Source organism: Psychrobacter sp. NPDC077938 (genome assembly GCF_044542635.1).
Taxonomy (GTDB): domain Bacteria; phylum Pseudomonadota; class Gammaproteobacteria; order Pseudomonadales; family Moraxellaceae; genus Psychrobacter.
Genome location: NZ_JBITUW010000001.1, coordinates 188,972 through 202,360, shown reverse-complemented (window position 1 = coordinate 202,360; position 13,389 = coordinate 188,972). Strand labels below are relative to the sequence as shown.

Annotated in this window: 10 protein-coding genes; 6 read left to right on the top strand and 4 right to left on the bottom strand. The window is 42.9% G+C overall.

Going from position 1 to position 13,389, the window contains the following annotated elements; all coding sequences use genetic code 11:
- Nucleotides 1-60: 60 nt before the first annotated feature.
- Nucleotides 61-1,080: a ferrochelatase gene (gene hemH, locus ACIGBM_RS00925; protein ID WP_102090514.1), complete on the top strand. Its 1,020-nt coding sequence runs from the start codon at nucleotides 61-63 to the stop codon at nucleotides 1,078-1,080.
- Nucleotides 1,081-1,194: 114 nt separating this feature from the next.
- Here hemH and ACIGBM_RS00920 read toward each other — a convergent pair whose 3' ends face one another.
- From ACIGBM_RS00920 to ACIGBM_RS00905, 4 genes are all read right to left on the bottom strand, one after another.
- On the bottom strand, nucleotides 1,195-1,578 hold the full coding sequence (locus ACIGBM_RS00920; protein WP_397476467.1) for a hypothetical protein: 384 nt from the start codon (nucleotides 1,576-1,578) through the stop codon (nucleotides 1,195-1,197).
- A 289-nt stretch (nucleotides 1,579-1,867) separates the two neighbouring features.
- Nucleotides 1,868-2,326, bottom strand: coding sequence for a hypothetical protein (locus tag ACIGBM_RS00915; protein WP_397476466.1), 459 nt, complete (start codon nucleotides 2,324-2,326; stop codon nucleotides 1,868-1,870).
- 364 nt (nucleotides 2,327-2,690) lie between these two features.
- Nucleotides 2,691-5,669, bottom strand: a complete 2,979-nt coding sequence (gene polA, locus ACIGBM_RS00910) for a DNA polymerase I (protein ID WP_397476465.1) — start codon at nucleotides 5,667-5,669, stop codon at nucleotides 2,691-2,693.
- 262 nt (nucleotides 5,670-5,931) lie between these two features.
- A complete protein-coding gene (locus ACIGBM_RS00905; RefSeq protein WP_057758473.1) occupies nucleotides 5,932-6,345 on the bottom strand; it encodes an Ohr family peroxiredoxin in 414 nt (137 codons plus the stop codon).
- Between the two features lie 268 nt (nucleotides 6,346-6,613).
- Here ACIGBM_RS00905 and ACIGBM_RS00900 point away from each other — a divergent pair, with 268 nt between their 5' ends.
- The 5 genes from ACIGBM_RS00900 (at nucleotide 6,614) to trpE (ending at nucleotide 13,274) form a co-directional block, all read left to right on the top strand.
- Nucleotides 6,614-7,516 carry a hypothetical protein gene (locus ACIGBM_RS00900; RefSeq protein ID WP_397476464.1) on the top strand — a complete coding sequence of 301 codons (903 nt, stop codon included), beginning with the start codon at nucleotides 6,614-6,616 and terminating at the stop codon, nucleotides 7,514-7,516.
- A gap of 205 nt (nucleotides 7,517-7,721) precedes the next feature.
- Nucleotides 7,722-9,317, top strand: a complete 1,596-nt coding sequence (locus tag ACIGBM_RS00895) for a peptide chain release factor 3 (protein ID WP_397476463.1) — start codon at nucleotides 7,722-7,724, stop codon at nucleotides 9,315-9,317.
- A 202-nt stretch (nucleotides 9,318-9,519) separates the two neighbouring features.
- A complete protein-coding gene (locus ACIGBM_RS00890; protein WP_397476462.1) occupies nucleotides 9,520-10,371 on the top strand; it encodes an RsiV family protein in 852 nt (283 codons plus the stop codon).
- Nucleotides 10,372-10,528: 157 nt separating this feature from the next.
- Nucleotides 10,529-11,602 (top strand): FHA domain-containing protein, encoded by a 1,074-nt coding sequence (locus ACIGBM_RS00885; RefSeq protein WP_397476461.1) that lies wholly within the window; start codon nucleotides 10,529-10,531, stop codon nucleotides 11,600-11,602.
- Between the two features lie 175 nt (nucleotides 11,603-11,777).
- A complete protein-coding gene (gene trpE / locus ACIGBM_RS00880; protein ID WP_397476460.1) occupies nucleotides 11,778-13,274 on the top strand; it encodes an anthranilate synthase component I in 1,497 nt (498 codons plus the stop codon).
- The last annotated feature ends 115 nt before the right edge of the window (nucleotides 13,275-13,389 follow it).

Genomic DNA, 13,389 nt, shown 5'->3' with positions numbered 1-13,389 from the left:
GTATCGTCTCTTATTATTTTGACCTCACCCTTAATAACTTACTGCTAATAAAGTGCTGCTATGAAACCTAAATTGCCCCCACGTATTGCCGTTTTGTTAGTGAATCTTGGTACACCAGATGAGCCAACGGCACCTGCCGTACGTCGCTACCTCAAACAGTTTTTGTCAGACCCACGAGTGATTGAGATTCCCAAATTTCTATGGGCTATTATTCTGAATCTATTTGTCTTGCCCAGTCGTCCTAAGCGCGTAGCAAAGGCATACGCCAGTATCTGGGAAGGTGACTCACCGATTCGTAAAATACTAAAAAGCCAAGTTGAGCTATTAGAACCACGTTTGGCCGATAGTGTGGCACCCTTTCGTGTCTCTGTGCATCCTGCGATGAGCTATGGTAATCCTGGTTTGCCTGATGTCATGGACGCGCTACGTGGTGAAGGAGTTGATCACTTTGTCATACTGCCGTTGTTTCCACAGTACTCTGCCTCTTCAGGCGGTGCAGTATATGATGCGCTGACGAAGTGGACGCTCAAGCAACGCAATTTGCCAAACTATACGATTGTCAAAGACTACTTTGCCCATCCGCTATATATTCAAGCATTGGCCAACTCTATTCGCCGTTTTCAAGAGAAGCATGGCAAGCCTGAAAAATTGATGTTTAGTTTTCATGGTATTCCGCAGCCTTATGCTGATAAAGGCGATCCTTATCCTAAACGCTGTAAATGTACGGCTGCGCAAGTGGCGCATGAACTTGGCTTGACAGAAGATGAGTGGATTATTAGTTTCCAGTCACGCTTTGGTAAGCAAGAGTGGGTTAAGCCATATACCGATGTGGTGTTGGAAGATTGGGGTAAGTCAGGTGTGCGCTCGGTACAGGTGATCAGTCCGGCGTTTTCAGCAGACTGTCTAGAAACATTAGAGGAACTAGCCATTGAAAACCGTGATAACTTCCTTAATGCTGGCGGGCAAGAGTATCATTATATTCCTGCACTAAACCTTGATGAAACACATATTGAATTGCTTGAAGCGTTGAGCTTGCCTCTAGTAAAAGGTTGGGCTGGCACGCTAGATGGCTGGGTTTAGTCAATTAAGAGTCGCTGTTTCAGTAAGTTGAATAGTAGAATAAAAAAAGCACGCTTAATATAGTTAAGCGTGCTTTTTTATGACTAAAAATTGTATTAACAGTTATGTTAAGTTCTAAAAATCATCATCGTTGCTACGTTCGGCCGCTTCTCTATCAACAATATCCATGGCATCTGGATAATCGCTGTCATCAAGGTTGTCCTGAACCAAAATCTCATCGACACGTGACTCATCGATATTTTGACGATGCGCAGGTGTCAGCCCTTGGGTCGCATCACTACCGACTTCTGAGTTATTAAATCCCGCACTATTATCAATCACATCATCGTTATCAATAGTATGCAGCATAGGATTGTCCAAATCGACCAATTGGTTGTCTTGTTCATCCTGATTGTTGTTATCTAAATTATCTGAATTATCGACGTTGTCATTATTGTCACGACGATTACCGTCAATATGATCCATCTCTTTTGGTAGTGGGTTTTTTGAATTTTCCATGAATAATTCCTTATTGTAGTTATTAGATGTCGCCATCATTAGAAATAAAAATATCGCGCTGACTTGTTAAAGTCATCGCTCATTGCAATGTAAATAATATGCTTCTCAGTTTGTACGCTTATTCAACTTTTCACTAGTAGTAAGGTGTGACAGGATGTTCAAAAAATGTAAGACGATGATTAGAACGCAAAACGGCTACTCAAGATGAGTAGCCGTAATTGTTTATAAAATTTTTGCTAAGTCTTTGTACGATAGCAAGATTGCTACATAAGTAATCAAACTTATAGTGTTAATTATTGGCGTGGTCGAACTTATAATTTAACTTTTGTACTAGACATGACTGATAGTCAGCCAGTTTAAATCGCCATAAATAGGTCAAGGCGATACCATAAATGGCAGTCTCAGCCAGCTCTTCGATAATTTCACCAAATGTATGCGGGAACACAATAGCGTTCTCACCCATGTACTGAATGATAGCCAGTACAGTAACGCTAAGATAGAGCGAAACTGGCACGTTTTTTAGCACTGCCCATAGGTAATGCCTCGAATAGGCCAGCAAACCAAGCGCGACGAGATAGATAACGGTAAGGACGCTGTCCTCCCACCAGTCATAAGATTGACCAAGCATCGAAAAGTCGCTTGGAACCAGTAAGTCTGGTAGATAGTTCAACTCTCGACGAATGACAGAGACAAATATAAGTACGGCTGCCAGCCAAAAAGCCTTAATTTGTTTGACATGACTTTTCATAACATATTGTGAACTGCGCAATAGGCATATTATCAAAAGTATAATGCCAGGGACTTCAATGATGCCATCTGAACTCAAAATAACTGGCTCCTGCGTATCAAAAAGAATGTGTTAAAAACAAAAAAGTGAGCCCAAAGGCTCACTTTAAAGCAAAAATATCGAATAGTTAGTGTTTAACAGATGACCTATTATAAACCCCGTACCTAGATATTACTGTTATGAAATATAACTAACTGGTCATAAGTGATTGTTAATATAAACAATATATAATGACTCATTGTAGTATCAGTTATCAAAAACTCTCATATCTGCAAGGTATATGAATAACTGTACTTTATATGCTTAATTAAATGACAGTTAATGTCTAGTGCGCCTCATCCCAGTTTTGACCACTATCAGTCTCGACTAATAAAGGCACTGCAAAGTCGACATTCCAGCCTTTTTCTACTGCTGTAGTCGTCAATACATCTTGCATAGCATCAGTAATCAGCTGGCTAACTTCGTCTACTTTATCGGCATTCACTTCAAACACCAGTTCATCATGAACCTGTAGCAGCATTTTAGCTTGCTCTTTTGGCAGCACTTTATCAACGGCAATCATAGCAAGCTTGATTAGATCAGCAGCAGAGCCTTGTAGTGGGGCGTTAATCGCCGCGCGCTCAGCACCTTGCTTGACCATACGATTGCTGTGATTGATATCAGGCGTATAGAGCTTACGACCCAATATTGTTTCGACATAACCTTGCTCATAGGCGCTGGCACGGGTATTGATCATATAGTTTTTGACGCCTGGATAGCGCTCAAAGTACATATCGATATAGTCTTGCGCTTCACCGCGACTCATTTGTAGCTGCTTGGCAAGTCCAAAGGCACTCATCCCGTATAGCAGACCAAAGTTAATGGCTTTAGCATTACGGCGCTCGGTCGAAGTGACGTCTGCGACATCCTTACCAAGTACTTCGGCAGCAGTAGCCGCGTGAATATCTAACCCTTCATTAAAGGCATGAGTTAAGTTTTTATCACCTGAAAAATGTGCCATTAAACGCAATTCAATTTGTGAATAATCCGCAGCCAAAATAACGCGACCTTCTGGGGCGATAAAGGCTTGACGAATTAAACGACCAGTCGCAGTACGAATCGGAATATTTTGTAAGTTAGGATCTGTCGATGACAAACGCCCAGTGCTCGTTAATGCCTGATGGTAGCTAGTATGCACGCGATCGGTTTCGCTATCTGCGACATTATCAAGCGCATCAGTATAAGTACTTTTAAGCTTGGACAGTCCGCGATACTCTAGCGTAATATCGACCAATGGATGATCAATTTTTGATAGTACAGCCTCACCAGTCGAGTATTGACCAGACTTGGTTTTTTTACCACCAGCGACGCCTAGCTTTTCGAACAGCATTTCACCGAGCTGCTTAGGAGAGCCAAGATTGAACTCTTCACCTGCTACTTCATAGGCGCGCTTCTCTAGAGCGATAATTTCTTCATCAAAGCGTTTTGATAGCTCGTTTAAGAAGGAGCGTTTAATCAAAATACCATGCGCTTCCATTTGGCAAAGTATCTCTGCTGTTGGAATCTCTAGCTCGTGTAACAGTTTGGCATTATTGGCATCGTTAGCCAGCTCAACGCTGAACACGTCAAATAATTGATAGGTGATGTCGGCATCTTCACAAGCATAGTCGCTCGCGATATCGATGGCCACTTGGTCAAAGGTAACTTGCTTAGCGCCTTTACCTGCTACATCTTCAAAGCTGATGGTTTGCGTTTGCAGATAATGACGTGCTAAATCATCCATACCGTGGCGAGTAGCTGCCGCATTGATGATATAGCTGGCAAGCATCGTATCCATTGCCCAGTTATTTGGCTGCTCATGTATGGCGCCGACTAGATCGATATCATAGTGAGCGAGGATGTGCGCATCGTACTTTAGATGCTGACCGATTTTACCGATATTTGGGTTCTCTAAGACAGGTTTTAAGCGAGCTAATACTGTATCGCGATCAAGCTGCTTGGCAGTTAGCTCATCACCTTCTAGGCTATGCGTAAGCGGAATGTAATATGCTTCATGCGCTTGCAACGCAAAGGATAAACCGACAATTTGTGCGTCACGCCAATGAACGCTAGTGGTTTCGGTATCAATGACAAAATGCGGAGCAGCTTCTAACAACTCGACCAAGCTATCAAACGCTGGCTCGTCGAGTATAGTGTGCCACGCTTTATCATGGTTAGCGCTATCTTCAATGTTGTCGCTCTTGGTCGATTGGAGCGATTTTGCCACCTGTGCCTGTGACTCAGTATCAGCTTGGCTATCGGCAACACTTTTAGAGCCATTGGCAGGGTGATTCGGGTGATCAAGCGATGCCAGCTCATTTCTAAACTCAAGCTCATTATATAAGTCGCGCAATTCGTCTATATGCGCACAAGGGTCGGTATTGATTTTTAGGTCATTCCAATCTTGACCGATGGCTAAGTTAGTGACGATGGTGGCTAGCTTCCTATTAAAAGGAATATCGTCGGCGTGTTCAATCAGACCTTTCGCCCCGCGACCTTTGATAAAGCCGATATGCTTGAGCATATTTTCGATATCACCGTACTCAACGAGTAGGTCTTTAGCGGTCTTTTTACCGATACCCGGTACGCCTTTGATGCCGTCAGAGGCATCGCCCATTAGCGTTAAGAAATCGATCATTTGGTTTGGATTGATGCCAAACTTATCGATTACCGCTGGTGTATCCGTGACTTTGCCCGTAAAGCTGTCTTCCAGTATCACGCAGTCGTTGACCAGCTGCATCATGTCTTTATCACCCGTCGAGATGACCACATGATGACCTTGCTCGACAGCACGATGGGCAAGTGTACCGATGATATCATCCGCTTCTGCACCTTCGATACGTAACAGCGGAATACCTAATGCAGTGACTAAACGATGAATATAAGGAATTTGCTCTACCAGCTCGACATCGATGGGCGGACGAGCTGCCTTGTAATCAGCGGACATATGATGGCGAAAAGTCGGTGATTTGGTATCGAAGCAGACAGCCATGTGGGTAGGGTGATAGCGACGCATCAGCTTCAGTAATGCGTTAAGTGTACCGCGTATCGCATTGGTGATTAGGCCCTGCGAGTTTTGCATGGTTTTTGGCAAGGCGTGATAAGTGCGGAACAGATAATAGGAGCCATCAACCAAAATAAAAGGCGGCTGATCTTTGTCTACATGACTGGTATCCATCAGCGCCACGTTAGGCATGGTATCGAAGTTCGGTAATGCTTTTGGGTCAAGCGCTTGGTGAGAGTTGTGGTCGTTATCGGTGGTATTGTCAGCTATGTCATCAGTCATAAAAGTCACTTATCAGCTATTAGATAAAAATATATACGCTTATTATAACGATAAAATCAGCGCGTGCCGAACTGCTTAACCGTTACGAGATGTTCTATCGTGTTCTTTTTTATTGAAATCTATATTGGAGTTTTGATATTTCATGTCTAGGACAAACAAATTGCTAAAAACAAAAAAAGAACCCAGATAATCTGAGTTCTTCTAGTAGAAATGACTATCAACTATTTGTTATTAAGTAGTTGATAAGGAATCTTTGAATACGTTATTTTACTTCTGAAGAGACTTCAACATCGATGTTACCACTGGTTGCTTTCGAATATGGGCATACTTCATGCGCTTTTTCGACCAATTTTTGGATCTCGTCAGCAGATAGGTCTGTATTATCAGCGATGACATGGATTTTTACGGCAAGCTTATATTCGTGATTGTCACCTTGTAGTAGGTCTACAGAGGTCTCAACAGTTGAGCCAAATGTTGCGCTTTCCATTTTCTTAACTACGCCTAAAGCACCATCAAAACAAGCGCCATAACCCATCGCGAGTAATTGCTCAGGATTATTACCTTTTTCATTACCGCCTGGTGGTACCATATTGATTTCAAGATCGCTATCGCTTAAGGTTGCTGTACCCATGCGGCCGCCAGTAACAGTAGATTTGGTAGAGTATAGAGATTTCATGACACATCCTTTGTTGTGAGTTTTTATGTTTATATTTGAGTGGTAAGTCTTAATATGAAACTTAGCATAACAAATCGCTCACGCAGCTCAGTGCATAGAGAGTAAATATATACTGCTAGTTTGTAAATGAGATTTCGGACACAGTTTTATTCGTTTTTATATTTACGAGCTTATCGTACAGCCGCCAAAGAGGTACAATAGCGGTAATGAGCCATATATACATTATCAGTACGGATAATAGAAATCTGAATCATAAGGACATTGTTTGATGAATAGATGGATTGCGATACCTAGTGTTTGCTTTTTGACGACGCTTGCTTTGATAGGATGCGAGGAAGAAGACGGCGCTTATGGGACGGCTAGTAGCGAGATTACATTGACAAGCTTTGCTAATAGTTATGATAGCAAAGCCAATGCTACGGCGATTGCGCGAATTGATGAAACGTATCGTACTGGTGCGCGCGAAATCAAAACAACCAATATTATCAACAGTTATAGCAATCAAAGCCTGAATGATTTAGACAGAACCGTACTGGCAGATGACTTCGAGGGTCGACTTGAAAATAAAGACATCGAGGTTAATAATCGGACGGTCAAACGCCCCATTTATGAAAAAAACACCAACAACCAGCTAGATTACCAAACCACTTATAAGACGCTCAATTTGTCAGGTTTGCGTGCTAACAGCTATGTTGCTAGTACAAACGTGAACAATAGATACGGTATTATTACCGACTTAAATAACTATTCTGAAATTCCGACCAATGTTGCTTTTCCTGAAGGGTCGGTTTGTTATATCCCTGTGGTAACCAGTGAGCGTTCGTTTTTGGCATTTAATGAGAAAAACAAGACTGGATACGCCTCCATAGAGAGATGGATTGAAGTGGCCAAAACTCGCTTTAGTGCAGATAGAGATCATAGAACTTCTCAGTTCGGAGTTGGCGTAGGCAATCAGCAGCAAGCCGCGCAAGTTATGTTTTTTGAGTATGATGATCAGCCTGCTTATGAATATAGCGGTGTTGAATACGGAAAAGACGTCTATGAAGCAAATTATGTCGCCAAAGGTAGCACTGATCCGAACACAGACAGTCGTTTTGACGTAGTCGATTGTACAGTCGTCAATGAGGTGGCTGGTGACTTCTTGGCTGAGCAAATAGAACGCTACTATTGAGATGAATTGATGGTTATTAGTCGTGCTAATTAAGCAGGATGATCGCAATTAAAAAGCCCAAAAACACGCTTCGTTTAAATAACGGGGCGTGTTTTTTTATACGCTAACTCTGCACCCTGATGCTAAATCCGCTACAATACGCCCATTATTTATTTTATTTATTTAGAGTCACTTCTAAATCACATAACTGTTGAAGCTGAAAATTATGAGCGTAGATCCAAAGAAATTAAACAAAGAAGTTGCTAAGCGCCGCACCTTTGCCATCATCTCGCATCCCGATGCTGGTAAGACCACCATGACCGAAAAACTCCTGTTATGGGGTCAAGCGATTCAGGTAGTGGGTGAAGTAAAAGGCCGTAAGACAGATCGTCATGCAACCTCAGATTGGATGAGCATGGAGCAAGAGCGTGGTATCTCAATCACGACGTCTGTCATGCAGTTTCCGTATAAAGACCATATGGTCAACCTACTAGATACCCCAGGTCACGCCGACTTTAGTGAAGATACCTACCGTACTTTGACCGCAGTAGATAGTGCGCTGATGATGGTCGATGGTGCAAAAGGTGTGGAAGAACGAACCATCAAGCTGATGGAAGTGTGTCGTATGCGCGATACACCTATCATCTCGTTCGTCAACAAGCTAGATCGTCAGATTCGTGAGCCGCTTGAGTTGCTTAGCGAAATCGAAGCCGTATTGAAAATCAAATGTATCCCAGTGACTTGGCCTATCGGTATGGGTCAAGACTTCATCGGTGTCTATCATTTGACTGAAAATAAAACTTACTTTTATGAAAAAGGTAATGGCGGCAAGATGACGGTCTCTGAGACCCGAGAAGGCTACGATTATCCAGATATCCGTGAGCGTTTGGGTAAGCTGATGTTTGACGCTTTCGAAGAGTCGCTTGAGCTGGTACAGATGGCGCTAGAAGAGTTCAGTGTTGAAGCATTTTTGGCTGGCGAGATGACACCAGTATTGTTTGGCACGGCATTGGGTAACTTTGGGGTAAACATGGTACTTGATACCTTGGTCAAGTATGCACCGCCGCCAAAAGCCCATCCAACGACTGAGCGTGAAGTATCAGCCACTGAGACAGATTTTACAGGCTTCGTCTTTAAGATTCAGGCCAATATGGACCCGCGTCACCGTGACCGTATTGCGTTCTTGCGAGTGTGCTCTGGTAAGTACGAGAAGGGTATGAAAATGAAGCACGTGCGTCTGGGTAAAGACGTACGTATTGCCGATGCTCTAACCTTTTTAGCAGGTGACCGTGAGGCGCTAGAAGAAGCCTATCCAGGTGATATCATTGGTTTGCATAACCATGGCACCATCTCTATCGGTGACAGCTTCACTGAAGGCGAAGAGTTAAGCTTTACAGGTATTCCGCATTTCGCCCCTGAACTGTTCCGCCGTGTGGTACTAAAAGATCCGCTTAAATCAAAAGCGTTGCAAAAAGGCCTGCAGCAGTTGAGCGAAGAGGGTGCAACGCAGGTGTTTATGCCGCAGATTAATAATGATTTGGTCTTAGGCGCAGTCGGTGTCCTACAGTTTGAAGTGGTCGCGCATCGTCTAAAAGAAGAGTATAAGGTTCAATGTACCTTTGAGCCAGTATCGATAGCTACGGTACGCTGGATTCATTGCGATGATGAAGTAGCATTGGCGAAGTTCAAGAAAAAAGCCCATGACCAATTATCATTAGATGGTGGTGGTTATCTGACTTACCTTGCGCCATCAAGGGTTAATCTACAGCTGATGCAAGACCGCTATCCAGAAGTGACTTTTAGTAGCACTCGCGAACATTAAATTTATTTATACGCTTATATCGTTTACTGATTAAGACACGCCAGCCGTGTCTTTTTTATTGCCTGTATTTACGACTCAAATAGTAAGAGTTAGATAATCGTTCGCTTACATCACCTCAAAAACGTGAACAGTCTTCCTACAATACATTGCAATTGTTACGGTAGAATATTGAATGGCATTTTATATTTGTAAAAGAGGACATATGCATACTACGACTCAAACTGATGATAAATCGATATCGGCTGATCTATTTTCGATAAAGGTAAGCCAGAGACGTTCAATTGCTATGTTGACTGCTAGCCTATTGTTAAGTGCCGTTAGTATGTCGGTCAATGCAGGAAGTTTTATTAGCAGCACGGAGTATCTACCGTATCAGCTACCCAGTAATATACAAGAGATATGTGGCAAGCGTGATAACTGTCCAGAGATTGAAGTTAAATATCTCAAAAGCAGTCAAAACTGGATAGATGAGATTGCCAATGCCCGTATCGATAACTTAGTCGTCAATAGTCAGATGACAGAGTCAGCGCCTATTAAAGGTAAAAGTAGTGAAAAAGAAGTTACAGCTGCTATTGATGGCTTTGTGAGCTCGCAATTCCAAGATATGCCTGATGATGTGTCGTGGGGTTATAATCTGATGGTAGCGCCTCATTACTTAGGTCATGTCGATGACTTTGAACTGTTTGAGATTAGTTCCTATGTCTATACGGGCGGTGCACACGGCATGCCTTATAGCGAGTACCTAATATTTGACCCAAGTACCAAAAAGCAAATTACGCTTGACGACATGCTTATCTCAGATAAAAAACCTCGTTTTGAGGCACTTGCCTATGATGCATATAAAGTGTGGGTTAAAACGGTTGCCGAAGACGTGAGCAGTTATGAGAAAAACTGGCCATTTACGTTAAGCGATAATGTGACCTTGACTGATACAGGCATTAGCATTCGTTATCAGCATTACTCTATCGGTCCATATGCTTACGGTATGCCTATCCTTAATATCCCCTATAGCAAGCTTGATAAAGTTATAAAACCTCGCTTTATACCAAAGTAAATACTGTATGGTGTTTGAGGAAAGTACTTAATAAACCGTACTAGGCAAATATTATTAAAGAAATAGCGACAATACTTATCATAAATTGGCAGTAATATTTTAGAGTTATTATTTTTAGCATCATTGGATATTCAATAGAAAAATAAGGAGTTATAACATGACAAACGAGACAGACAGTATGAATACGGCAGCAAATACAACTTGGCAGCTGAATGCATTGACGGAAGCATTAGGTGACCTGACACTGACGGTTAGTGATAGCTTATCTATAGGTCGTGGTAGTGATAACGACGTAGTACTAGGTAGCAAGCAGGTTTCTCGCAACCATGCAGTGCTCAGTGTGCTAGATGGTCAGTTGTATGTGAAGGACTTAGATTCTTCTAATGGCACGTTTATCAATGAGCAACGTATTGCAGGTAATGAATCTAGTCATCTAAAAGCAGATGATACGCTTAGCTTTGCAAGCTTTAGCTTTCAAGTACAGGCATCTGCTGCACCTGTGACGACGTCAGAGAGTGAAACGCTAGCGCCAGTGACCACAGAGAAGCTAGTAGCAGATGCAGATGCAGATGCACATGAGAATGCTGACACGGCTACTGTGCTAGAAACTCCTGCTAGTGAGCCTGTGACCGAAGAGCAAGTAGTTGAGGAAAGCGTTCTTGAAGAAGATCCAATCATAGAGCAAACAGGCAATGAGCCAGTGGTCAAAGAAACAGGGATTGATGAAGTACTGTCTGACGAGGATGCGGCATCGCCTACGCCAGTAGAAGAAACGCCAGTTGCTACAGAAGGGGTAGATGACACATCTGTACCAACAGCAACCCAAACAGAAGCTGTGACGTCTACAGAGTCATCACATGCAGCATCTATTGATAGCGCGCCAGTGGTAGAAGAGCAGCCAGCAGCGCATGAAAAGCCAGTAATGCATGAAGAGCCAGCAGTCCAAGACGAACACGACAAAACGACAAAAACAGAGCTACAAGAAGAAGCTGACCCTGAAGTTTTAAAAGCCAAACAAGCAGCTAGTGCCCAGTTTTCAGGCACGGCTAATTTAGGGCAGCCGCGCGATCTTGGTACCGAAGGCAATAATGCGATGGATCAAGAAATAAGCAACCCTGCTCATGCAGGTCATGTAGAGAAAAAAGCGAGCGGCGGCTGGTTTATATGGGTATTTGTGACCATTCTAATTATCGGTTTGGCCTTATGGTTGTTTAATATGGGCGGTGCATAATTTAATTCTACACTAGGTCTTTGTTGTAATTTTTGATAGAGAGCCTTGTTATGCTTGCCGTTTTTTAAACAAATGACTCATTATAGCGTCGATATTTTAGCGAATATTGGCGCTATATTTTATAGAGCAGCTTATAGTTTTACTATTTCCTATAAGCTGCTAAGAGAGCGCTATTATGATGACTTTTGAAGAATACCAAGCTTTTAGAGATAGAGGCTTTAGTCACGCACCGCTAGTAAAAAAGCGTTTGATGGATGCGCAGACTCCCGTATCTGTATTCTCCAAAGTACGTGATCTGAATGGCTCTGCCTATCTATTTGAATCTGTAGTAGGCGGTGAGCGCTGGGCACGATACTCTATGATTGGATTGGGTAGCGATCTGATTTTGCAGTACGCTGATGGCAATATGACGACCAAACGAAACGATCATATTGATACAGAGTCAGTAGAGAATCCCTTTGATTACCTACGTGAGCTGATGGCACAATATCAAATGCCAACCGCTGAAGATGTGCCGACGATGCCGAGCTTTAGCGGTGGTCTAGTCGGTTACTTCGGATACGATATGGTACGTGTTATTGAGCCAAGTGTCGGTTTATCTGATGCGCCCAATCCAATGTCGATGCCAGATATGTGGCTGATGCTTTCGATGAGCGTGATTGTATTTGATAATTTAGAGAATACGCTGTCAATCATCGTCTATGCTGATTGCCAGTCTGAGGATGGCTACAGTTCAGCTATTCGCGAGCTAGAACAAATCGAGGAAAAGCTAGCAGAACCGTCTAACTTGCGCGCACCTGTAATGCCTACGCCTAAATTTATATCGCAAACAGGAGCCAAAAAATACTGTAGCGATGTCAATAAAATAAAGGATTGCATTGCCGCAGGTGACGTCATGCAGGTAGTGCCAGCGCAGCGATTGACAGCAGACTATACAGGTGACTCTCTAGCCGTCTATCGTGCGCTTCGCTACCTAAACCCTTCACCGTATCTGTTCTTGGTGCATGGTTATACACTCGACGATCATAAACGCTTTGATATTATCGGTGCTTCTCCTGAAATCCTATCCCGTATCGAAAATGGAAAAGTGACGGTAAGGCCGCTGGCAGGGACACGGCAACGTGGCCGAGATGAGGCTGAAGACCTAGCGCTTGAGCAAGAGCTGTTAAATGATGAGAAGGAAACGGCCGAGCATTTGATGCTCATTGATTTAGGTCGCAATGATATTGGCCGCGTTTGCGAGTATGGCAGTGTCAAGGTCACAGAAAAGATGTTTATAGAGCGCTACTCACAAGTAATGCATATCGCATCTAATGTTGAGGGTACGATACGAGCTGACAAAGATGCACTAGATGTATTTTGTGCCACTTTCCCAGCTGGGACGCTATCAGGTGCACCCAAAATCCGTGCCATGCAAATTATCGATGAGATAGAACCGGTACGCCGAACGGTGTTTGGTGGTTCAGTAGGTTATTTAGGTTGGAATGGTAATATGGACACGGCCATTGCTATCCGTACTGCGGTGATGCGCCGTGGTGAAATACATATTCAAGCCGGAGCAGGGGTTGTTGCTGATTCTGTGCCAGAAAAAGAATGGGATGAAACCAATAAAAAAGCATTGGCATTAATAAAAGCGGTAGAAATGGCCTGTAATGGCTTGCGTATTCGCTAATCAAATAGCCAGTGATATGGCAAAAATAAAGGCTGCAAGCAAAAAGCCAATTTATTGCCATATTTTTATTTATAAAAAAACTAGCTTAATCAGTGACTTAAATATTTATATTAAA